This is a genomic window from Pseudenemella bisphenolivorans (genome assembly GCF_051133435.1).
Taxonomy (GTDB): Bacteria; Actinomycetota; Actinomycetes; order Propionibacteriales; family Propionibacteriaceae; genus JAAYAO01.
The window spans coordinates 369,669-392,845 of the sequence record NZ_JBPGNY010000003.1 but is presented as its reverse complement, the minus strand read 5'-3'; the positions used below and the strand labels follow the sequence as shown (position 1 = coordinate 392,845).

Sequence of the window (23,177 nt, the reverse complement as noted above, 5' to 3'; positions counted from 1 at the left end):
CTTCACCTTCGTGGTCGTGGTCGGCGTGGTCGTCGCCTTCACCTTCGTGGTCGTGGTCGGCGTGGTCGTCGCCTTCACCTTCGTGGTCGTGGTCGGCGTGGTCGTCGCCTTCACCTTCGTGGTCGTGGTCGGCGTGATCGTCACCCTCGCCCTCATGATCGTGGCCGTCTTCCTCGTCGCCGTGATCATGATCGTCATCGCCATGGTCGTGGTCATGCCCGCCGAACGGGATCGGATCGAGCTGGGGAGCCACTTCGAAGACGGTGGCGCCCTCGGTACGAGCGCTCTCGATCGCCTTCTCCAGGTTGCCCTCCAGACCCAGACCGTTGACGATCACCAGCTTGGACTTGGCCATCTGGGAGATCTGCTGGGACGAGGGGCTGAACTCGTGCGGGTCATCACCCGGGCCCATCACGGTGACCGCGGTCGCATCGTTGCAGGCGGTGATGTCATTCACGATGCTGCCGAGCTGGGTGGTGGTCACCACCGCCACCGGGTCCTTCGAGTCGCCTCCACCGCTGGTGTCGGTGTCGGTGCCACATCCGGCCAGAGCCAGTGCCCCGACCAGCAATCCGCTGAGCCCAACCACAGTGCGTCGCATGATGAAATTGCCCAATCCAGTCGATAATGAGAACTGTTCTCATGGAATCATGATTGGGCCCGGAAATGAAATCGGCGCACCCCGAGCTCGTCGGTGACGAACTCTGCGCCCTCAGCCCCCGGCGAAGGGCGGCAGCACCTCAACCTCGATGTCCTCGCCGAGTGGGTCGTCCCGTCGCTCCTCGGGCACCCGCACCCCATCGCGCAACACCGCGCATCCGGGCAGCAACTGCGCCAGCCGGGGGTGGTCACGCCCCGCCTGCGTCAAAGCCTCATTGAGGGTCTGCGCCGGGTAGCTCGCGGTCGCGGCCCCGGCTGCATCCTCGGCAGCCGCCCAGTATCGCAAGTGCACTGTCGCCATGGCGGTATTCTGCTTCATGCCCAGCGCACAGTGCGTCACGGGTATCGGGAAGGGGGCCGACGGAATCGTGTCCCTGTTGCTCATCCTCACCCCCGAGGTCGGCTCCGCCGGCGAGGTGTTGCCGTCGCTGGGTCTGCTGGGTCACGAGACCCGCCTGTTGCCCCGCGATGCCGGCGCCCTGGTCGGCGCCCCGCAGGCCGACCTGCTGGTCATAGACGGACGCACCGACCTGGCTTCGGTGCGCACTCTGTGTCGGCTGCTGAACTCCGCCGGCAAGGACATGCCGATCCTGCTGGTGGTCACCGAAGGCGGGCTCACCGCGGTCAGCGCCGACTGGGGCATCGACGATGTGGTGCTGGCCGACGCCGGCCCGGCCGAGGTCGATGCCCGCATCCGCCTGATCCTCGCCTCCGAGAACAGGACTCCCGACCTGGTCTCCTCATCGGGCATCACGATCGACGAGGCCGCCTATGTCGCCCGGGTCAACGGACGCGCCCTCGACCTGACCTATACCGAGTTCGAACTGCTCAAGTATCTGGTGCAACGTCCGGGACGGGTGTTCAGCCGCGAACAACTGCTCTCCGATGTCTGGGGCTACGACTATTTCGGCGGCACCCGCACCGTCGACGTCCACATCCGCCGGCTGCGGGCCAAGCTCGGCCCGGAGCACGAATCGCTGATCGGTACCGTGCGCAATGTCGGCTACCGGTTGATGACCTGAAACATCCGCCACACGCACAGCAGCGATGCGACGGGCCACTTTGCGACCGCACCGACTAGCGTGGGCCGCGTGACCGATCAGACCTTCACCACCACCCCGGAGCTCACCGACCTGCTGAACCGGGCCCGCGAGGCCGACGGCGTCGACCCGCTCAACGAGGAGGCGTACCGTGCGCTCGCCGCCGGTCCGGTCACCGCGCTGAGTTCGCACGGCCCCAACGGTGAGCTCACCGGCTATGCCCACCTGCTGCCGGGCACCGCCCAGTTGGTGGTGCACCCTGACCATCGCAACCAGGGCATCGGCAGCGCTCTGGCCGAGAAACTGATCACCGGCGGTTACCAGCTTTGGTCCTTCGGGGCCCTGCCCGCGGCCCGGCGGGTGGCCGAGAAACTCGCCCTGCGCTCGACCCGCGAGCTGCTGATCATGGGACGCGACCTCACCGATCTGCCGCCGGCGCCGGAGCCCGAGGGGCTCACCATCCGCTCTTTCGTTCCGGACGACGAGCCCCGGATCATCGAGATCAACGCCGCCGCCTTCGCCCATCACCCCGAGCAGGGTGAGATGGACGCGGCCGACTTCGCCGAACGTTGCGCCCAGAGCTGGTTCCGCCCCGAGGGTCTGCTGGTGGCCGAACGCGACGGAGAGGTGATCGGCTTCCACTGGACCAAACGCCGCGACGAGACCGAGGGTGAGGTCTACGTGATCGGCGTCGACCCGTCCGCCCACGGTGGGGGAGTCGGCAAGGCCCTGCTGTGGGCCGGGCTGCACCACCTGGCCGACCAGGGCCTGCACCGGGTGGTGCTGTGGGTCGAGGGCGACCAGGAAGCCGCGGTGGCCCTGTACGAGCGCTCCGGCTTCGGCGTGCTCAATCGCGATATCGTCTGGTCCGGCCCCGGCCGCTGAGCCACCTACCCCCAGGAGCCCTCGATGACCGAGCAACCAGAAATCGAACCGCTGCCCGAGGGCCGCTACTCCGACCGGGAGCTGTCCTGGCTGGCCTTCAACAACCGGGTCCTCGACCTGGCCAAGGACCGGCTGCGGGTGCCGCTGCTGGAGCGCGCCAAGTTCCTGGCGATCTTCTCGTCGAACCTGGACGAGTACTTCATGGTGCGGGTCGCCGGATTGAAACGACGCATCCGCGCCGGCATCGCCTCCCCGGGCACCTCGGGGCTGCTGCCCACCGAACTGCTGGACGCGCTGCTGGCCCAAACCCGCGAACTGGTCGCCGACCAGGCCCGGATCTTCGCCGAGGAAGTCCGCCCCGAACTGGCCGCCGAGGGCATCGAGATCCTCTCCTGGGACGAACTCACCGACGACGAACGCAGCGCGATGAGCACCCTGTTCATCGAACGCATCCTGCCGGTGCTCACCCCGCTCGCGGTCGACCCGTCCCACCCCTTCCCCTACATCTCCGGGCTGGCAATCAACCTCGGGGTGCTGCTGCGCGACCCCAAGACCCGTGAGGTCAAGTTCGCCCGGGTGAAGGTGCCGCATGTGCTCGGCCGCTTCCTGTCCTTGGACGAGGGCCGGTTCGTGCCGATCGAAACCGTGATCGCCCACCACCTGCAACACCTCTTCGGCACCACCCAGATCATCTCCACCGCAACGTTCCGGGTCACCCGCAACGAAGACCTCGAGGTCGAGGAGGACGATGCCGAGAACCTGCTCTACACCCTCGAACGCGAACTGCTGCGCCGCCGGGTGGGCCGGCCACCGGTGCGCCTCGAGGTCGAACACGACATCGACCCCGAGATCCTGGCCCTGTTGGTCGACGAACTCGATATCGACGAGGCGGAGGTTTTCCACCTGCCCGCACCGCTCGACCTGACCGGCCTGTTCGCCCTCGACCGGGTGGAACGCGAAGACCTCAAATACCCCCGCTTCCTGCCCCGCACCCACCCGCACCTGTCGGAGGTCGAGTCCTCCCGTCCGGTGGATGTGTTCAGCGCGCTGCGCCGCAATGACGTACTCGTCCAGCACCCCTACGACTCCTTCGCCACCTCGGTGCAGCGTTTCGTCGAACAGGCCGCGAACGACCCCAGGGTGCTGGCGATCAAGCAGACCCTGTACCGCACCTCGGGTGATTCGCCGATCGTGGACGCCCTGATCGAGGCCGCCCAGAACGGCAAACAGGTTCTCGCAGTGGTCGAGATCAAGGCCCGTTTCGACGAGCAGGCCAATATCGGCTGGGCCCGCAAACTCGAACGCAACGGCGTGCACGTGGTCTACGGCATGGTCGGGTTGAAGACCCACTGCAAGCTGTCGCTGGTGGTGCGCGACGAGGGGGAGGGGCTGCGCCGTTACGCCCACATCGGCACCGGCAACTACCACCCCAAAACCGCCAACCAGTACGAGGACATGGGCCTGCTCACCGCGAACCCGGTGATCACCGCCGATGTGGCCAGGCTGTTCAACCACCTGTCCGGGATGACCGGCGAAACCCGCTACCGCCGGCTGCTGGTGGCCCCGCACTCGATCCGCACCGGCCTGCTGGAACGCATCCAGAACGAGATCGCCCAGCACCGCTCCGGCAATCCGGCCGGGATCCGGATCAAGGTCAACTCGATGGTGGACGAGGCGATCACCGACGCCCTCTACCGGGCCTCCCAGGCCGGCGTCCCGGTCGATCTGTGGGTGCGCGGCATCTGCACCATCCGTCCCGGGGTACCGGGGCTGAGCGAGAACATCCGGGTGCGCTCCACCCTGGGCCGTTTCCTGGAACACTCCCGGCTGTTCTGGTTCGCCAACGGCGGCAACCCCACCGTCGGGATCGGCTCGGCCGACCTGATGCACCGCAATCTCGACCGCCGGGTCGAAGCGTTGGTGTCGATCACCCGCCGCGACCACATCGAAGAGATCGAGGCCCTGTTCGACCTCGCCTTCGACGAGGGCACCGTGGCCTGGCACCTGATCGACGACCGGTGGACCCCGCACACCACCGACGCCGAGGGACGTCCGCTGCGCGACCTGCAGCAGCACCTGATCGACGAGAAAACGAAACGACGGAAGCGACACTGAGCGGCATGAGCAAAAAGCTGATCCGTGCGGCCGGAGCGGTGGTGCTCCGGGCGAGCCAGGACGGGCCGGAGGTGCTGGTGGTGCACCGCCCCCGGTACGACGACTGGTCACTGCCCAAGGGCAAGCTGGAGGGTAATGAGATCGCCCCGGTCGCCGCGGTGCGCGAGGTTGCCGAGGAAACCGGCGTGCGGATCAGGCTGTCGGTGCCGCTCGACCGCACCACGTACACCGTGAAGGGCCATGCCAAGGAGGTCGACTGGTGGCTCGGTTTCGTCGCCGACGAGACCGACGAGCAGGGCCCGATCGACCTCAACGAGGTGGACGAGGTGGCCTGGTGGCCGGTCGACCGCGCCCGGGCCGAACTCACCCAACGAGCCGACCGCGACCTGGTCGCCCAGGCGGTCGAGATGCCCCGGACGACCGTGCTGATGGTGGTGCGCCACGGCAAGGCGATCGACCGCAAGAACTGGGGGTCGGACGAGAACACCCGGCCACTGGCGGTACGGGGTGAGGAACAGTCCCTGGAACTGGTCGACTTCTTCGGCGCCTACGGCATCGAACGAATCACCAGCTCGCCGTGGGCGCGGTGTATGCAGACCGTCACCCCCTACGCCACCCACACCCACCGGGTGGTGGAACCGATCGGCGAAATCACCGAGGCCGCCTTCGAACAGGAACCGTCCGGGGTTGCCCGGGCGACCACCCAGGTGGCCGAGCGGGCCGCGTCCGGATTGGCCTCCCTGGTGTGCGGCCATCGTCCGGTGCTGCCCTGCATTTTCGAGGCCCTGGGGGTGCCGAACCGCTCCCTCTCCCCGGGTGGGTCGGTGGTGCTGCACCTGGCCGATGACGGCGAGGTGATCGCCCTGGAAGTCCATGACACCGAGACTTGAGCGGTGAGCGACATCACACGCCCGTGACTGCACCGAGACAAGTCGTTCACCGCGAGTTAACCGATTTCGCCAAGTTGTGTCACCGGACGCTCTTAGCGTCGCAGCCGGATCCGAAACCTGGAGCCAACCCCCTGAACAACGAACGAAGGAAGACTCGTGAAGTTTTCTCGCGTGGGCGCTGCGATCGCCCTCACCACGGCCCTCGGCCTCGGCCTGTCGGCTTGTGCCAGCAACAACCCGGGCACCGGTGGCGATGAAGGTGGCAACGGTGGCGGCGGCGGCGAGCAGCAGCTGACCGGCACCCTCTCCGGCGGCGGCGCCTCCTCGCAGGAATCCGCGATGCTGGCCTGGATCGACGGTTTCAAGTCCGAGCAGAGCGGCATGGAGGTGCTCTACGACGTTGTCGGTTCGGGCACCGGCCGTGAGGGCTTCGTCGCCGGCAAGTACACCTTCGCAGGTTCCGATGCCGCGATGAAGCAGGAAGACGGCGCCAAGGCCGAGCAGTGCGGTGACTCCGGCGTCATCAACATCCCCGCCTACATTTCTCCGGTTGCGTTGGCCTACAACCTCCCGGACGTGAAGGCCGAGAACATCAAGATGGACGCCGAGACCATCGCCGCCATCTTCACCGGCAAGATCAACAAGTGGAACGACCCGAAGATCGCCGAGCAGAACGAGGGCGTCGACCTGCCCGACCTGGCGATCACCGTCGTGGTGCGTGGTGACTCCTCGGGTACCACCGAGAACTTCACCTCCTACCTGGAGGCGAATGCCGCCGACACCTGGACCTACGGTGAGGTCGAGGACTGGCCGACCGACCTGAAGGCCGAGTCGGCTCAGCAGACCGGTGGCGTGGTCGGCCTGACCAAGCAGACCGAGGGCGCGATCACCTACGCCGACGCTTCGGCCGTCGAGGGCCTGGGCACCGTGGCCGTGGGTGTCGGTGGCGAGTACGTGCCGTACTCCTCCGATGCCGCTTCGAAGGCCGTCGAGACCGGTAAGCGCACCGGTGAGGGCAACGACATGGCCGTTGAGCTGGACCGCACCACCGAAGAGCCGGGCGTGTACCCGATCGTGCTGGTGTCGTACCACATCTACTGCCAGAAGTACGCCGACCAGGAGACCGCCGACATGGTGAAGGCCTTCGCCAAGTACATGGTTTCCGCCGATGGTCAGAAGACCGCCGAGGGCTCGGCCGGTAACGCTCCGCTGTCGGAGAAGCTGAGCGGTGAGGCCACCGAAGCCATCGATTCCATCGGTGTTCAGTGAGCTGAAAGAAATGCAATGACGGTCGCCGGGCCACGCGCAACGCGTAGCCCGGCGTCCGCCATGTTCGTTACATTGCGTGGCACCAGCGAGAATCGGGGATAGCGATGACACAAACCGAGACACCTGCACCACCACAATCCTCGCCCGGGATCGTCTCCCGCGGCGGTCGTGCCGGTGACATCACCTTCAAGACCATCACGATGATCGCGGCAGCGATGATTCTGTTGACGCTGGTCTTCGTGGCGTTCTTCTTGAGTGTGTCGTCGGCCGAGGCGTTCGTCACCGATCCCGAAGACCTGATCGATGGCAAGACCTTCGTCTCCTGGGTGATCCCGCTGGCCATCGGCACCCTGATCGTGTCGGCGATCGGCCTGCTGCTGGCCACCCCGGTCGCGATCGGTGTCGCCCTGTTCATCTCGCACCTGGCCCCGCGGCGGCTGTCCAAGCCGGTCGGCTACATCATCGACCTGCTGGCCGCGATCCCCTCGGTGGTCTACGGCGCCTGGGGGATGACCTTCTTCGGCCCCGCGCTGGTGCCCTTCTATCAGTGGCTGGAACGCAACTTCGGGTTCATCCCGCTGTTCTCCGGCCCGGTGTCGATGGCCGGCCGGACGATCCTCACCGCCGGCATCGTGCTCGCGGTGATGGTGCTGCCGATCATCACCTCGCTGTGCCGGGAGATCTTCATCCAGACCCCCAAGCTGCACGAAGAAGCGGCCCTGGCCCTCGGTGCGACCAAGTGGGACATGATCAAGATGGCGGTCTTCCCCTTCTCCCGCGCCGGCATCGTCTCGGCCGTCATGCTCGGCCTCGGCCGGGCCCTCGGCGAGACCATGGCGGTGGCGATGGTGCTCTCGCCCGGCGTGCTGACCGCGAACCTGATCGGTGTCGGTAACCGCACCGTCCCGTCCGAGATCGCCCTCAAGTACCCCGAAGCCTTCGGCGCCATCCGATCCGAGCTGATCGCCGCCGGTCTGGTGCTGTTCGCCATCACCCTGATCGTCAACATGACGGCCCGCTGGATCGTCGGCCGCTACTCGCAGTACTCGGGAGCCAACTGATGTCCGAACCGAATGCGACCAAGACCGTCGACGACCAGACCGACGACCTCGCCCTCAGCAGTGGGGCGATCCGTACCGCCTCCATCCCGCGGTGGATGCCCTATGTGCTGCTGGCGGCTGCCGCCGTGGTCGGGATCGCACTGAGCTTCCTGATCACCGGGGGCTTCAATGTGGTGCTGTTCCTGCTCTTCGGCTTCCTCATTTTCCTGTTCGCCTGGACGGGCGTGTCCTGGGCCAAGCTCGGTGCCCGCAAGGGCCGCAACATCTTCTGGATGACGATGATCGCCGGCGCCTTCGCCCTGGCCCTGTTGCCGCTGTTGTCGGTGGTGTGGACCGTGCTCAGCAACGGCGTCCCGGGTCTGCTGAACCCCGGCTTCCTCGCCTCCGACATGCAGGGCGTGATCGGTCGGGTCGACCAGGAGACGGTGCAGGGCGAGCACGGGGTGTTGGGCGGCATCAAGCACGCCCTGATCGGCACCCTGATGATCACCCTGCTGGCCACCTTGATCTCGGTACCGATCGGTCTGCTGACCTCGATCTACCTGGTCGAATACAGCAACGGCGGCCCGTTCTCGCGGGCGATCACCTTCTTCGTCGACGTGATGACCGGTATTCCCTCGATCGTCGCCGGCCTCTTCGCCGCCGCGGTGATCGTGCCGATCGTCGGCATCCAGGCGGCCACGGCCGGCTTCAGCGCCGCGATCGCCCTGGCGGTGTTGATGATTCCGGTGGTGGTGCGATCCACCGAGGAAATGTTGCGGGTGGTGCCCAACGAACTGCGCGAGGCCTCGTTTGCGCTGGGCGTGCGCAAGTGGCGTACCATTCTGCGCGTTGTGATCCCCACGTCCATCTCCGGCATCGCCTCCGGCGTCACCCTGGCCATCGCCCGGGTCACCGGTGAGACGGCGCCGATCCTGCTGACCGCAGGACTGGCCTACTCGGTGAACTGGAACCCGTTCTTCGAGGGCCGGCCGAACCCCATGATGACGTTGCCGGTCTACATCTACCGACAGCTCATCTCCCCGACGGCCCCCGGCGCTCCGGGACCGTCCCTGGAACGAGCTTGGGGCGCAGCACTGGTGCTGATCATCATCGTGATGGGCCTGAACGGCATCGCGCGACTGGTTGCCTGGAAGTTCGCCCCCAAGACCGGACGCTGACGCCGGTACCACTTTGAAGGAGTAACGAATGTCGAAGCGGATCGACGTCAACAACCTGAACGTCTACTACGACAAGTTCCTCGCCGTCGAGGACGTGAGCATGCGCATCGAGCCGCGTACCGTGACCGCCTTCATCGGCCCTTCCGGCTGCGGCAAGACCACCTTCCTGCGCACCCTGAACCGGATGCACGAGGTCGTGCCGAAGGCCCGGGTCGAGGGCGAGGTGCTGCTCGACGACGCCAACATCTACGGCCCCGGCGTGGACGCGGTGGACGTGCGCACCCACGTCGGCATGGTCTTCCAGCGCCCCAACCCGTTCCCCACGATGTCGATCAAGGACAACGTGCTGGCCGGCTACAAGCTCAACGGCAAGCGCCTGGGCAGCAAGGCCGCGATGGAGATCGTGGAGAAGGCCCTGGTCGGCGCGAACCTGTGGAACGAGGTCAAGGACCGTCTCGACCTGCCCGGCTCGGGCCTGTCGGGCGGTCAGCAGCAGCGCCTGTGCATCGCCCGCACCATCGCGGTGCAGCCCGACGTGATCCTGATGGACGAGCCCTGCTCGGCTCTGGACCCGATCTCCACCCTGGCGATCGAGGACCTGATCGAGGAGCTCAAGGAGAACTACACGATCGTGATCGTGACGCACAACATGCAGCAGGCCTCGCGCGTCTCCGATCGCACCGCCTTCTTCAACATTGCCGGCACCGGCAAGCCCGGCCGGCTGATCGAATACGACGACACCGAGAAGATCTTCTCGAACCCGTCGGTGAAGGACACCGAGGACTACGTCTCCGGCCGCTTCGGCTGAGCCGGACGGCACCAGGGCCGGTTCCCGATCGGGGACCGGCCCGCACTGTTTCCGGCATTTCCCGGCGCGCACCCGAGAGGGTGTTGACGCAACCCGGCCGGATCAGTTGACTGGCCGATAGGTCCCCACCCCGGGCGGCCACAACACGTTCAGGAGACGACAGATGAACCAGAGCCCCGGACTCAATGACGACGACATGGTCACCGGTGGCCCCGCCGGGATGGCGGGGTCGGGTGCCGATGCCGATAGCACCGACGCCGATGCGACCGATGTGGTCGACGGTCAGGACGCCGACAGCACCGATGCCGACGCCACCGATGTGACCGACGGCCAGGACGCCGACGGCACCGATGGTCAGGATGCCGACGGCACCGATGGTCAGGACGCCGATGGCACTGATGGTCGCGACGCCGACGCCACCGATGCGGACGCCGACAGCACCGATGCCGACGCCACCGACGTGACCGACGGGGCAGCCGGCTGAATCGAATCCAGGCCACGGAGGAGGCGGGTGCCCACCGCGGGTGGGCGCTCGACCTCCTCACCGGCGACGCCACCGACTTCATCGCGAGGCGTTGGGCCCGTGCGGTGCACCGGCATCTCGGTGACGCGCAGCGACTGGTGGACACCTTCTCGCTGGCCGATGCCGATGAACTGCTGACCTCCAGCGCGATCCGCACCCCGTCCATTCGCCTGGTCCAGGACGGTTCGGTGCTGCCCGAATCGCGCTACATCCGCACCGCGACGCTGGCCGGGCGCACCCTCACCGGCTTGGTCGACCCGCGGCGAGCTCTGGCTCTGTTCGACGAGGGCGCGACCATCGTCTTCCAGGGCCTGCACCGCTACTGGTCACCGCTGACCCGACTGATCGCCGACCTCGAGTTGGCGCTCGGGCACCCCTGCCAGGCCAACGCCTACCTCACTCCACCGGCGGCCCAGGGCTTCGCGGTGCACTCCGACAGCCACGACGTCTTCGTCTACCAGACCCACGGCCACAAGCGCTGGGAGTTGCACGGCACGGCCGACAGTGAATCCGAAGAGCCCAGGGAATCGGAGGAGCGCAGCGAACCCGAAGAGGTCACCCTCGAACCGGGTCTGGTGCTCTATCTGCCCACCGGCACCCGACATGCCGCCCGCACCGAGGACACCATCTCGCTGCACGTGACCATCGGCATCAACCAACTCACCTGGCCCGCGGTTCTGCGCCGCGCGATCGAACCGGTCCTGGCCGAACTCGGCGACGGGCCCGGTCATCTGCCGGCCGGGCACCTCACCGATCCGGCACTGCTGCGCGAAGGGCTGGCAGACCGCCTCACCGCACTGGCCGAACGGGTGCGCGCCCTCGACCCGGATCAACTCGTCCGCGCCGAACACGAACGATTCCTCACCACCCGGCCGAGCCGGCTCGCCGGTGGCCTGGTCGACCGTGATGTCGTCAACACCGGCAACACCGATGACGCGGGAATCACCGACAACAGCGTGCTCCGCCGCCGCGGTATCTGCCGGCCCCTACCACCCGAGGGCGACCGGATGCGGGTGCTGCTCGGCGATCGGCATCTCGACGTCCCGGCCTGGCTGGAACCGGCCTTCGCTCGAATCGCCGAACTGCAGCGGTTCACCCCGGCCGACCTCGATCTGGACGAAGCGAGCCGGTTGGTGCTCTGCCGTCGGCTGGTGCGCGAAGGCACCCTCGCCGTCGAAATCCCCGAGGGCCCGGCATGACCTTCCCGTGCAGCGATGCGGCCCGCAGCCGAGGTGACGATCCGGCCGGCACCGCCTCGACCGTCCGGGCTTTTCTGCTGTTGGAACACGACGGGGCCTGGGGCACCGACGCGCTGCGCGATGCCCGCCTGCCCGAAGGCCTGGGCCCGATCCTCGCCCGACGTTGCGCCGAAGCCGGGGTACGCCCCCTGCTGATCCGGCGCGGGGAACGCCGCAGCGACGACACCACCGGGCACCGGGTGTACGCGGCCCACACCGATGCGTCCCACCCCCGGCTGGAAACCGCAGTACTGGACGATCTGCGCGACCTGCTGCACACCGATCTGTCGATGCTGCGCCAACTGGGCAGCCTCGGCTGGGAACCGGTCGCCGAGCCGCTGTTCGCGGTCTGCACCCACGGCAAACACGACCGCTGCTGCGCGGTTCGGGGGCGTCCGGTGGCCGCCGCCCTGCGCACGACCGAACCCGACTGCGGCTGGGAGGTCTCCCACCTCGGCGGCGACCGCTTCGCGGCCAACCTGCTGGTGTTGCCGCACGGGCTCTACTACGGGGGCATCGAGGCCGACGAGGTCGCCGATCTGACCGCCACCCATCGCCGCGGCGAACTGAACCTCGACCGCCTGCGCGGGCGCAGTTGCTGGCCGATGCCGGTGCAGTACGCCGAGATCGCGCTGCGGCGCGAACTGGGGGTCACCGGTCTGGACGCGGTGCGCCTGGCCGGGGTGCGCCGAGCCGATTCGGCCACCCACGTGGTCACCTTCGAGGTCACCGACCGCGGCGAACACACCGTCGAGGTGCACAGCACCCGCTCGGCTCCCCGACAGTTGACCTGTGGTGCCGCGACCGCCCAGCCGATGCCGGTACACCGGGCCACGGTTCTCTCCGGCTGAGCGGTGCTGTCCCGCTGAGCGTGTTGCCACCGGTTCCGCGCCCCCATCGCCGGTCCGGTTAACGGGAAGGTCTCGAGTCCCGCGATCGGTCGAATCCCGGCATCGGGCCGCTTAGACTGTGCCGCGTGAGCAGTCCAGCAGGTTGGTACCCGGATCCGGGTGGCTCGTCCAGGTTGCGTTACTGGGACGGTCACTCGTGGTCTGCCGCGCTCAGCGACACCCCCGACGCCCCGCCACCGCCGACCGGTTTCGCGCCGGGCCAGGTGGCCGATCCGGTCGAGTATGCCCAGACCTACGGCACCGGTGAGTACGGCAGCACCGACAACCGCAAGCCCCTGATGTGGGGGATCATCGGGGTGGTTGCGCTCGTCGTGATCGCCATGGTGGCGTTCCTGGCGATCCGCAGTTTCATCGGCGGCGGCAACGACGACCCGACCAGTCCGAACCCGCGCCGCACCAACACCACCGAGATCTGCCCACCCGGTGACCCGTCGAACTCGGCCGCCCCGCCGCAGAAGGGGGACGGCTGGGTGCGGGCCGGCAAGCTGGCCTACAAGGATCCGCAGGGGGAGTGGAGTGCCCCGCGTGCCGAAACCCGGGTGCCGTTCAGCCGTGCCGCGCTCAGCCAGAACGTGACCATCCACAAGGATTACCAGCCCGGCTACAACTGGGTCGCCTCGATCACCCTCGGCGAACTCCTGGCCGGTGACGGTTTCTACAGCCCCAAGGACGGCGCCGAGGTCGTCGTGAAGTGCGTCGTGGGGTCGTTCTACGGTGAGGGCACCGAGGTGCACCGCGAGGACGTCCGCAGTGAGGCGATCACCGTCGACGGCCGGGACGCCTGGGTGATCGAGTCGAATTTGTCCTTCGACATCCCCAACCTCGAGGCCGATGAAGAACTGTTGATCGTGGTCATCGTCGACACCGGTGATGCCGGCGCGGGCCTGTTCTACGCCTCGATTCCGAATACCTCGAAGCACTTGGAGGCCCCGGCCAGGGAGGCGATGGCATCACTGAAGGTCGGCTAGGGTTGCGAATGTGACGAGTGCCGACTTCGATGCCGTGCTTTTCGATCTGGACGGGGTGCTGACCCCGACCGCCGAGGTTCACATGCGAGCCTGGCACCGGATGTTCAACGACTTTCTCTCCGATCGGGGGGAACAGCCCTACACCGACGCCGATTACCACCACTATGTCGACGGCAAGCCGCGCTACGACGGTGTGCGCGACTTCCTCGCCTCCCGCGATATCAACCTGCCCGAGGGCGACCCCACCGACTCCGCCGACACCGAGACGGTGTGCGGACTGGGCAACCGCAAGAACCTGGTGTTCAACCAGGTGCTCGCCGCCGAGGGCGTCCAGCCCTACCCCGGATCGGTTCGCTACCTCGACCATCTGTTCGGCCTCGGGGTGCGGATGGCAGTGGTCTCCTCGTCCAAGAACGCCCCGGCCGTGCTGGCCGCCGCAGGACTGGCCGAACGCTTCCCCGTGGTGGTCGACGGGCAAGTCGCCGCCGACGAGGGCTTGGCCGGAAAGCCTGCGCCCGATACGTTTTGGCGAGCCGCCGAATTGCTGGGCGTACCCCATGAACGCTGTGTGGTGGTCGAGGACGCCATCTCCGGGGTGCGCGCCGGAGCCGCCGGCGGTTTCGCGCAGGTGATCGGCGTGGATAGGGGTGTCGGAGCCGCCGCCCTGACCGAAGCCGGTGCCGACATCGTGGTCGGTGACCTGGCCGAATTGACGGCCTGATTACCCAACCCACCGCCCCGCTCGATCCGAAAGAGATTCTTGATGGCCCACCGTTACCGCGCGTCCCACCAGCCGCCACCGGCCACCGACCCGATGGACCGGCTGCGTTTTCCGGTTGACCCCTGGCGTTTGGTCGAAACCCGCCATGACGCCACCGACCTCGGCACCACCGAGACCCTGTTCGCGGTGGGCAACGGCTATCTGGGTATGCGCGGCAACCCCGAGGAAGGCCGGGATTCACACAGCCACGGCACCTTCATCAACGGCTTCCACGAGGTGTGGCCGATCCAGCACGCCGAGGAGGCCTACGGCTTCGCCCGCACCGGTCAGACGATCGTGCACGCCCCGGACACGAACCTGATCAAGCTCTACGCCGACGACGAGCCGATCCTGCTCACCAATGCCGACCTGGCCGAGTACGAGCGCTCGATGGATTTCCGCGACGGCACCCTGCGCCGCGAACTGGTCTGGCGCACCCCGGCCGGCCACGAACTGGCGATCAAGTCCTCCCGGATGGTCTCGATGACCGAACGTCACCTCGCGGTGATGACGATGGAGATCGAGGTGCTCACCGGCTCGATGGCGCTCACCCTGTCGTCCCAGGTGCTGAACCGTCAGGACGGTAAGGACGAGTACTACGTCCGCTCGGCCGCGATGGGTGAGGGGCACGATCCGCGCAAGGGGGCCGGCTTCCAGCGCCGCGTGCTGAGCCCGCAATGGCACTGGCACGAAGACCAGCGGATGCTGCTGGGCTTCCAGGCCGTCGAATCGGGGATGACCTTGGCGGTGGGGGCCGACCACGAGTTCAGCGCCACCGGCACCTATGAGCGCAATATCTGGTCCGAGGAGGATTCGGCCAAGATCGTCTACCGGGTGCAGGCCAAGCAGGGCGATGTGATCCGGCTGGTGAAGTACGCCAGCTACCACACCTCCAAGGGCGTGCCGACCCGCGAGCTGACCGACCGGGTGCGCCGCACCCTGGATCGGGCCAAGACCGAGGGCGTCGAGAACCTGCGCGCCCAGCAGCGTGACTGGTACGACAAGTACTGGGACGACGTGGACATCGAGGTGCCCGGTCAGCCCGAGGTGCAGCAGGCGATCCGCTGGAACCTCTTCCAGCTCGCCCAGGCCACCGGACGGGCCGACTCCGACGGCATCGCCGCCAAGGGGGTGACCGGGTCGGGTTACTCGGGTCACTACTTCTGGGACACCGAGATCTACGTGATGCCCTTCCTGACCTACACCCGTCCGGCCGCGGCCCGCAACGCGCTGCGGTTCCGCTACAACATGCTGGACGCCGCCCGCGACCGGGCCACCGAGATGACCCAGGACGGGGCACTGTTCCCCTGGCGCACCATCAACGGTGAGGAGGCCTCGGCCTACTACGCCGCCGGCACCGCGCAGTACCACATCGACGCCGACATCGCCTATGCCCTGGTGCGCTACGTGCTGATGTCGGGGGACGTGGACTTCCTGCTCCGCGAGGGCGTGGACGTGCTGGTCGAAACCGCCCGGATGTGGGCCGACCTCGGCTTCTGGCGCTCCAACGGTGACGAGGCCTTCCACATCCATGGCGTCACCGGGCCCGACGAGTACACCACGGTGGTGAACGACAACCTGTTCACCAACGTGATGGCGCGGCACAACCTCAGCAAGGCGGCCAGCGCGGTGTTCATCATCCGCGAGCACTGGCCCGAGGACTACGAACGGCTCGCCCAGCGCCTCAAGCTGCGCGAGGGTGAGGTCGACGAGTGGCTGCGCTGTGCCGAGTCGATGGTGATCCCGTACGACGAGGAATTCGGGATGCACCCCCAGGACTCGCACTTCCTGGAGCGTGAGCTGTGGGACCTGGACGCCACCCCGGTCGAGAAGCTGCCGCTGATGCTGAACTACCACCCGCTGGTGATCTACCGCTTCCAGGTGCTGAAGCAGGCCGACGTGGTGCTCGCGCTGTTCCTGCAGGGTGATCAGTTCAGCCTGGAGGAGAAGCGCCGCAACTTCGACTACTACGACCCGATCACCACCGGTGACTCGACCCTCTCGGCGGTCGTGCAGTCAATCATCGCCGCCGAGGTCGGCTACCACCAGCTCGCTTTGCGCTACTTCTACGGTTCACTCTTCGTCGATCTGGTCGACGCCCACTCCAACACCTCCGACGGGGTGCACGTGGCGTCCACCGGAGGCGTGTGGAGTGCGCTGGTGAACGGCTTCGGCGGGCTGCGCGATTACGACGGCGAACTCACCTTCGAGCCCCGGTTGCCCGAACGCTGGGAGGCCCTGACCTACCGCTTCCAGGCACTCGGCACCAAGGTGAAGGCCACCCTGACCCAGGACGAGTACATCTTCGAAGTGCTCGAAGGCACCGCCCTCGACCTGTGGGTGCGCGGCCAGAAGGTCTCGCTGATCGCCGGTGCCACCGCGCGCATCCCCCTGGAGGATCAGGGCCCGCGGATCGAGGGCCAACCCGGCACGCTGCCCTTCCGGCGCCGCGCCGACGGGTCGCTGGTGACCGCCAGCGTCCCGACCGCCAACCCGATGCGCTAACTAATGGTTTGATTCTGCTAACTTTTGCAAGCACAATGGGGGTGTGACTCGGGAGGAGAAGCGTCGAAGCTCCACCGGGCTGGGTGATCAGCTCAACAGCCTCGGTGAGTTCATCGGCGCGCGCCGTAAGGAAGCGGCACTCACCCTGCGTCAGCTGGCCGAACAGGCCGGGGTCTCGAACCCCTACCTGAGCCAGATCGAACGTGGTCTGCGCAAGCCATCGGCCGAGGTGCTGCAGCAACTGGCGAAGGCGCTGCAGGTATCGGCCGAATCGCTGTACGTCCGGGCCGGGATTCTCGACCCGGAAAGTCACGCACGCTGCACGGTGCGCGAAGCCGTGCAGGCAGACCCTTTGCTGACCGACCGTCAGCGCAGGGCATTGATGGAGGTCTACGCGTCGTTCGTCGCGGAGACTCAGGAAGAGCCCGACCCAGCATCCAGGAGGATGGCATGACCGACCAGTCCACCGAGAACCACGAGACCCCGATCCCGCCGCAGGAGCCGAAGAAGTCCGGGTTCGTCGCCTTCGACGAGCGCACCGGACAGGTTTTGGTCGAAGCCGCCCGCACCGGCCTCTACGCCGCTGCCGGCTTGGCCGACGCGATGGCCGGGGCCGTCAAGCACAGCTACGACCAGTACCAGGAAGAGGCCAAGCAGCGCCGCGCCAAGCGTGCCGCGCAGGCCGAGGAAGTCAAGAACTTCATTTCCCAGGCTCCGAACAAGGCGACCAACCTGCCCGAGCAGGCCAAGGAATGGCCCGACCAGATGCGGGTGCGTGCCGAGGCCTTCCTCGAAGAGGCCCGCACCGCCATCGTCGACCTGGCCGAGCGCGGACGCACCGCTGTGGAGCGGGTTCGTCCCGATGGCCGTGGCGGTGCCACGCGGGAGCACGACGCCGACCTGTCGAAGGCCACCGCGGAGGGCTTCGGCGTGAACGCCGACACCACCGAGCCGCAGGAACACGTCGCCGGTGGCAAGGGTGACGAGGCCCCCGGTGAGGGCTTCGGGGTGCACCCGGCCGATGTCGAGAACGCCGGCCTCGGTGGGGAGTTCCCCGCCGACAACCTCGGTGAAACCGCTCCGGCCCCGGATCCCGAACCGCTGAGCGAACCGGCCACCGAGCCGGTGGAGGCCGAGACCGGCTTCAGCGAGGAGCAGCACTGAGTCGATGAGTTCGGTACCGCCGAACTCGTAACGTCCGCCGGTTGGGCCGTCGAATCCCCGGATTCGCCGAGCCCGACCGGCGTTCTGCTTGTTCGGACGCTGGCTGTTGGGGTGCTGTGCCGTTCGGTGCGGCGTGCTGCCCGGGAGCTGCTACTGCTTGGCGCGCTTGCTGAGCTTGGCCCGGTCGGTGGCCGACAGATGCACCTTGCGCACCCGCACATGGGTGGGGGTGACCTCGAGACACTCGTCCCCGCGGCAGAACTCCAGGGCCTGCTCCATGTTCAACAACTTCGGCGGAATCAACCGCTCGAGTTCTTCGCCGGTCGATGAGCGCACGTTGCTGAGCTTCTTCTCTTTGGTGGGGTTGACGTCCATGTCGTCGGCCCGGGAGTTCTCGCCGACGATCATTCCCTCGTAAACCTCTTCGCCCGGCCCGACGAACATCGAGCCGCGCTCCTGCAGGTTGAACAGTGCGTAGGAGGTGACCACACCCTTGCGGTCGGCCACCAGCGAACCGGTCGGGCGGGTGCGCAGCTCACCGTGCCAGGGCTCGTAGCTCTCGAAGACGTGATGCATCAGGCCGGTACCGCGGGTCTCGGTGAGAAACTCGGTGCGGAACCCGATCAGGCCCCGGGCCGGCACGATGTATTCCACCCGCACCCAGCCGGTGCCGTGGTTCACCATCTGCTCCAGCCGTCCGCGGCGGGTGCCCATCAACTGGGTGACCGTGCCGACGTACTCCTCGGGGATGTCGATGGTCAGCCGCTCCATCGGCTCATGCAATTGGCCGTCCACCGTGCGGGTGACCACCTGAGGTTTACCGACGGTCAACTCGAAGCTCTCCCGGCGCATCATCTCGACCAGGATCGCCAACTGCAGTTCGCCTCGGCCCTGCACCTCCCAGGTATCGGGTCGCTCGGTGGGATTGACCCGCAGCGACACATTGCCGATCAGTTCCTGGTCCAGCCGGGCCTTGACCAGTCGGGCCGTGAGGTTCTTGCCCGATTTGCCGGCCAGCGGTGAGGTGTTGATGCCGATCGTCATCGAGATCGACGGTTCGTCCACCATGATCAGCGGCAACGGCCGTGGGTCGTCGGGGTCGGAGAGGGTTTCACCGATGGTGATGTCGTCGATTCCGGCGATCGCCACGATGTCGCCCGGTCCGGCCGAATGGGCCGGTACCCGATCCAGGGCCTCGGTGATCAGCAACTCCGAGAGCTTCACATTGCGCACGGTGCCGTCGGCGCGGCACCAGGCCACGTTCTGACCGCGCTTGAGTTCTCCGGCGATGATCCGGCACAGCGCCAGCCGGCCCAGGTAGGGGGAGGCATCCAGGTTGGTGACGTGGGCCTGCAGCGGGGCCCCCTCGACGTAGGAGGGCGGCGGCACCGTGGCCATGATCGTTTCGAACAACGGCTGCAGGGTTTCCGAGTCGGGCATCTCGCCGTTGGCCGGGCGGTTCAGCGAGGCGCGGCCGGCCTTGCCCGAGGCGTAGACCACCGGGAAGTCGAGGGCATCGGGGTCGGAGTCATCGTCCATCAGATCCATGAACAGCGATTCGGTGTCATTGAGCACCTCGCTGATCCGGGCATCGGGCCGGTCGACCTTGTTCACCACCACGATGATCGGCAGCTTCTTGGCCAGCGCCTTGCGCAGCACGAAGCGGGTCTGCGGCAGCGGACCCTCCGAGGAATCGACCAACAGGATCACCCCGTCGACCATCTCCAGGCCGCGTTCCACCTCGCCACCGAAGTCGGCGTGGCCGGGGGTGTCGATGATGTTGATGGTGACGTCCTGGCCGTCGATGGTGTGCCGCACCGCGGTGTTCTTGGCCAGGATGGTGATGCCCTTCTCGCGTTCCAGATCCATCGAATCCATCACGCGGTTGTTGACATCCTGCCCTTCCCGAAAGGCCCCGGACTGCCACAACATGGCGTCCACGAGGGTGGTCTTACCGTGGTCGACGTGGGCCACGATGGCGATATTGCGCAGATCAGCGCGTACTGGCATGTGCGGACTTTCCGGGTGCAGGGCTCGGGCGGGGCGAGTTTATGCCCCCGAAGGCACTCGGTGTTAACCGCGGCTTTCACCTCCCGCCCACAGCCTCCCCGGCCCCTGAGCGGGTCGGCATGACCATAATGGCCGCGCCACCCCGCTCAGCGCCCCCCAATCCGCAAATGCAACTCGTACTCGTTCCTGCGTGGCTTACTACGTGACGCAGGAACGAGTACCGGTTGCAGGAAGCAATTGGCCGGAACCTGTGCTGAGTGCGAGCCCGAGCCCGCAACTCACCGCGACGGGGTACCCAGATCTCCAACTCACCGCGACGGGGGTACCTAAATCTCCAACTCACCCCCACCGATACCCCGATTCCTGTCGAATCCGCAGGGTGAGTTGCCTGTTTTGGTACCCGCCGAGCCCGGAGGTCGACGATGCGCGGTCCCCAAACCCTGTTGTTTGCGCCGGGGTCCTGCTGCAACTCGCCTGATTTCGGGTCGCGAAGCTGTATTCGGGCTCGGTGGCCCGAAATCAGGCAGGTTGCAGCAGCGAGAGGGGGTGGCCGGTGAGTGAAACGCCCGGCACCGGCCCGCTCAGCTTCCGGCGAGGTCGGCCAGGTTGTCGAGGATGGCGGTGGTGACCTCCTCGGGGCTCTCCTGCTGCATCAGGTGGCCGGCGGCGTCGATCATGGTGACCTTGCGCAGGTCGCTCCAATGGTCACGCAGCTTCTGCAAGGGCTCATCGCCGTGGAAGGTGTCCAGGTCGATGTCGTTCTCCGAGCCGATGAAGTAGAAGGGCACGTCGGCGGCCTCATCGGCATAGGGTGCTCGGTCTTGCCACACCAGGTCCATCGATCGGTACCAGTTCAGCGGCCCGGCGAAGCCCGAGGCCGAGTAATCGGCCACATAGTGCTCCAGGTCGGCCTCACTCAGCCACGGCCACGGCAGCGGCGGGGCCTCGGGCAGGGCATCGATGTAGTGCGTACCCGGCGGATGCTTGAAGACCGCGTGGTAATCGCCCTCACCCGACAGCGCCCACAGCACTTTGGTGAAGAACTCACGGGTGCGCTCACCCATATCGGCGACCGCGGTCTCGTACTGATCGACGAAGTAGTGGATGTGCAGGAAATGCCGGGCTGCCATCCGGGCATAGGCGGTCAACGGGGGTTCGGTGCCGCCGTTGAAGAAGGGATTCTCCAGGCCGATGATGCCGCGCACCCGGTCCGGGTGCAGGTGGGCGATGTCGTAGGCGGTCATCACCCCGAAGTCCAGGCCGATGTAGATCGCCTGTTGCTCGCCGTAGTGGTCGAGCAGGCCGAGCACATCGTTGACCCGGTCGGCCACGTGATAGGCGGACAGGTCTTCGGGAGCCTCGGTGCGCCCCATCCCGCGCAGGTCGGGGGCCACCACCCGGTAGCCGGCTGCGGCGATCGGCCCGATCTGGTGACGCCACGAGTAATAGGTGTGCGGGAACCCGTGCAAGAGCACGACCAGGGGCCCCTCGCCCTGCTCCACCCAGTGGGTGTGAATCTGGTTGATGGTGGCGTAACGGTGCTTCCAACCGGCATCCATGATGACCTCCTGGATGCCGAAGCTAGGAGGCCGCTTTCCGCCCGGGCAAGGGATGCTTCCGCTGGGCGGATGTGCTGGCCGCCCGCGGCTAGGAGTGTGATCCGGGCAGCAAGAATCCGTCCAACACCAGGGCCGGCCACCGGCCCAGCACCTCGTCGCGCAGGGCCTCCTCATCGGCCTCGAGCACCTCGGCTACCGCCGAGATGAGCACCCCGAGAGGCAGGTCGCCGTCGCAGGCGCCCAGGATCGCCCCCAGGGCGGTGTCGACCTCGATCGCCCGGCAGAACCCGCGTCGTGACCGCAGCACGACATGTTCCGGGTCGGCCGCCCCGGGACGACCGAGGGTCTCCTGATCGATTCCCTCGGCCAGCACCCAGTGGGTCGCCAGCATCCGATCGGGCGAAAGGTCCAGGTCGGCGGCGTCCCCGGCGGCGGCGAAGGCATCACCCACCGGCTGGACGATCTGGTGCGGCCAGGACTCCACCCGCTGGACGCCGGCCCGTCCACTGTCGGCCGGTCCATTGTCGGGGCGGACAACCTGGAGCCATCCCATCCCGACCGCTTCGACGCCCAGGGTGTCGAAGTAGCTCAGCCATTCCCGGTAGCGCGGCGCCCAGGCCTCCTGGCCGTTCAGCCCGGCATCGGCCAGCCACATCTCGATGTACTCGTAAGGATCGAGCACCTCGCGCTCCAGCACCAGCAGGTCGAAGTCGGGGCCGACCCATTCGGCCAACCGCTCGGCCCAATCCCGGTCCCGCAGATGGGCCCAGTTGCCGAGCACCTGCAACCGGCCACCCGGGGCCAGCCGGGGCAGGGCCTCGGCCACCACCCGGTGCATCAGCCCATCCCCGGTCAGCCCCGATTCCCGGTAGGTCAGCCGTTCGGCCTCGGGGCCCGGCGGGCTCATCACGAACGGCGGGTTGGTGGCGATCAGATCGAACTGTTCGGAGGCCACCGGCTCGTACAAATCACCCAGCCGGCCGTCCACCTCGGCCCCGCTCAGCCCCCAGGTCCAGCGGGCCAGTTCCAGGGCCCGGGGGTTCAGGTCGGTGGCGACGACCTGCTCGCAGTGTCGGGCCAGGTGCAGCGACTGCACCCCGCAGCCGGTCCCCAGATCCAGCGCCCGGGTCACCGGCCGGCGCACCGTCAACTGGGCCAGCGTCGTCGATGCCGGGGAGACCCCGAGCACGTAATCGGGTTTGGTGGGGCTGCCGCGGTGATCCAGGCTGGGGGAGAGGTCGGAAACCACCCAGCCGGTCGCGCCATCGTCGTCCGAACCATAGGGCCGGACGTCCACCGCCGCCGCGACCTGCCCGCCCCAGTCGGTCAGCACGCCCCCATCGATCAGTTCCGGCACCAACCCGGGCAGGGCCTCGTCGACCAGCGAACGATCGACGGCCTCCTGCAACAACCAGAGCCTGGCGAGGGTGGCCTGGGGGTCGTCATCATCGGCCAGGGCGTACTCGGTGGCGATCGTCGTATTGCGCCACAGCCCGGCCTGGCCGGCCGCACCGATCCGTTCCAGGACGGCGTCCGGGGTCCACTCGGCGGCCAGCAGGGCGTCACGGAATCGCTGGGTGAGCTCGGCAAAGGTCATGGGGTCATCGTTGCACCCGAACCCGCGGCGATGCTGGTGCGCAGCGGGCGCGGG

21 protein-coding genes are annotated in these 23,177 nt (G+C 67.3%); 16 read left to right on the top strand and 5 right to left on the bottom strand.

Features of this window, described 5'->3' with window-relative positions:
* Positions 1–601, bottom strand: a 601-nt coding sequence (locus ACR4XW_RS09380; RefSeq protein WP_434760287.1) for a metal ABC transporter substrate-binding protein, incomplete at its 3' end; no start/stop codon positions are given.
* Between the two features lie 111 nt (positions 602–712).
* Positions 713–961, bottom strand: a complete 249-nt coding sequence (locus tag ACR4XW_RS09375; RefSeq protein WP_434760286.1) for a MoaD/ThiS family protein — start codon at positions 959–961, stop codon at positions 713–715.
* A 67-nt stretch (positions 962–1,028) separates the two neighbouring features.
* Here ACR4XW_RS09375 and ACR4XW_RS09370 point away from each other — a divergent pair, with 67 nt between their 5' ends.
* The 16 genes from ACR4XW_RS09370 (at position 1,029) to ACR4XW_RS09295 (ending at position 17,957) form a co-directional block, all read left to right on the top strand.
* Complete coding sequence (locus tag ACR4XW_RS09370) at positions 1,029–1,682, top strand: winged helix-turn-helix transcriptional regulator (RefSeq protein ID WP_434760285.1); 654 nt, start codon at positions 1,029–1,031, stop codon at positions 1,680–1,682.
* 69 nt (positions 1,683–1,751) lie between these two features.
* Entirely contained in the window at positions 1,752–2,585 is an 834-nt protein-coding gene (gene mshD / locus ACR4XW_RS09365; RefSeq protein ID WP_434760284.1) for a mycothiol synthase, read from the top strand.
* 24 nt (positions 2,586–2,609) lie between these two features.
* Positions 2,610–4,700 (top strand): RNA degradosome polyphosphate kinase, encoded by a 2,091-nt coding sequence (locus ACR4XW_RS09360; RefSeq protein WP_434760283.1) that lies wholly within the window; start codon positions 2,610–2,612, stop codon positions 4,698–4,700.
* Between the two features lie 5 nt (positions 4,701–4,705).
* Positions 4,706–5,590 carry an NUDIX hydrolase gene (locus tag ACR4XW_RS09355; protein ID WP_434760282.1) on the top strand — a complete coding sequence of 295 codons (885 nt, stop codon included), beginning with the start codon at positions 4,706–4,708 and terminating at the stop codon, positions 5,588–5,590.
* A 156-nt stretch (positions 5,591–5,746) separates the two neighbouring features.
* A complete protein-coding gene (gene pstS, locus ACR4XW_RS09350; RefSeq protein ID WP_434760281.1) occupies positions 5,747–6,859 on the top strand; it encodes a phosphate ABC transporter substrate-binding protein PstS in 1,113 nt (370 codons plus the stop codon).
* A 104-nt stretch (positions 6,860–6,963) separates the two neighbouring features.
* The gene (gene pstC / locus ACR4XW_RS09345; protein ID WP_434760280.1) at positions 6,964–7,920 is read left to right on the top strand and encodes a phosphate ABC transporter permease subunit PstC; all 957 of its coding nucleotides are present in this window, start codon (positions 6,964–6,966) and stop codon (positions 7,918–7,920) included.
* Positions 7,920–9,080 carry a phosphate ABC transporter permease PstA gene (gene pstA / locus ACR4XW_RS09340; RefSeq protein WP_434760279.1) on the top strand — a complete coding sequence of 387 codons (1,161 nt, stop codon included), beginning with the start codon at positions 7,920–7,922 and terminating at the stop codon, positions 9,078–9,080. Before pstC ends, pstA begins: the two co-directional genes overlap by 1 nt.
* A 28-nt stretch (positions 9,081–9,108) precedes the next feature.
* Positions 9,109–9,888, top strand: a complete 780-nt coding sequence (gene pstB, locus ACR4XW_RS09335; RefSeq protein WP_434760278.1) for a phosphate ABC transporter ATP-binding protein PstB — start codon at positions 9,109–9,111, stop codon at positions 9,886–9,888.
* A gap of 163 nt (positions 9,889–10,051) precedes the next feature.
* Positions 10,052–10,372, top strand: coding sequence for a hypothetical protein (locus tag ACR4XW_RS09330; protein ID WP_434760277.1), 321 nt, complete (start codon positions 10,052–10,054; stop codon positions 10,370–10,372).
* A 137-nt stretch (positions 10,373–10,509) separates the two neighbouring features.
* On the top strand, positions 10,510–11,610 hold the full coding sequence (locus tag ACR4XW_RS09325; RefSeq protein ID WP_434760276.1) for a cupin domain-containing protein: 1,101 nt from the start codon (positions 10,510–10,512) through the stop codon (positions 11,608–11,610).
* The gene (locus tag ACR4XW_RS09320; protein WP_434760275.1) at positions 11,607–12,500 is read left to right on the top strand and encodes a ferredoxin family protein; all 894 of its coding nucleotides are present in this window, start codon (positions 11,607–11,609) and stop codon (positions 12,498–12,500) included. The genes ACR4XW_RS09325 and ACR4XW_RS09320 overlap by 4 nt, the downstream gene beginning before the upstream one ends.
* A 125-nt stretch (positions 12,501–12,625) precedes the next feature.
* Positions 12,626–13,528 carry a DUF2510 domain-containing protein gene (locus ACR4XW_RS09315; protein WP_434760274.1) on the top strand — a complete coding sequence of 301 codons (903 nt, stop codon included), beginning with the start codon at positions 12,626–12,628 and terminating at the stop codon, positions 13,526–13,528.
* Between the two features lie 10 nt (positions 13,529–13,538).
* Positions 13,539–14,249: an HAD family hydrolase gene (locus ACR4XW_RS09310; protein ID WP_434760273.1), complete on the top strand. Its 711-nt coding sequence runs from the start codon at positions 13,539–13,541 to the stop codon at positions 14,247–14,249.
* Positions 14,250–14,291: 42 nt separating this feature from the next.
* Positions 14,292–16,793, top strand: a complete 2,502-nt coding sequence (locus ACR4XW_RS09305; protein WP_434760272.1) for a glycoside hydrolase family 65 protein — start codon at positions 14,292–14,294, stop codon at positions 16,791–16,793.
* Positions 16,794–16,836: 43 nt separating this feature from the next.
* Complete coding sequence (locus ACR4XW_RS09300; protein WP_434760271.1) at positions 16,837–17,247, top strand: helix-turn-helix domain-containing protein; 411 nt, start codon at positions 16,837–16,839, stop codon at positions 17,245–17,247.
* Positions 17,244–17,957, top strand: a complete 714-nt coding sequence (locus ACR4XW_RS09295) for a hypothetical protein (RefSeq protein WP_434760270.1) — start codon at positions 17,244–17,246, stop codon at positions 17,955–17,957. Before ACR4XW_RS09300 ends, ACR4XW_RS09295 begins: the two co-directional genes overlap by 4 nt.
* A 150-nt stretch (positions 17,958–18,107) precedes the next feature.
* Here the strand turns inward: ACR4XW_RS09295 and typA are convergent, their stop codons facing one another.
* From typA to ACR4XW_RS09280, 3 genes are all read right to left on the bottom strand, one after another.
* A complete protein-coding gene (gene typA / locus ACR4XW_RS09290) occupies positions 18,108–19,967 on the bottom strand; it encodes a translational GTPase TypA (RefSeq protein WP_434760269.1) in 1,860 nt (619 codons plus the stop codon).
* Between the two features lie 581 nt (positions 19,968–20,548).
* Entirely contained in the window at positions 20,549–21,526 is a 978-nt protein-coding gene (locus tag ACR4XW_RS09285; RefSeq protein WP_434760268.1) for an alpha/beta fold hydrolase, read from the bottom strand.
* An 88-nt stretch (positions 21,527–21,614) separates the two neighbouring features.
* Positions 21,615–23,123, bottom strand: coding sequence for a DUF7059 domain-containing protein (locus tag ACR4XW_RS09280; protein WP_434760267.1), 1,509 nt, complete (start codon positions 23,121–23,123; stop codon positions 21,615–21,617).
* Positions 23,124–23,177: the final 54 nt, after the last annotated feature.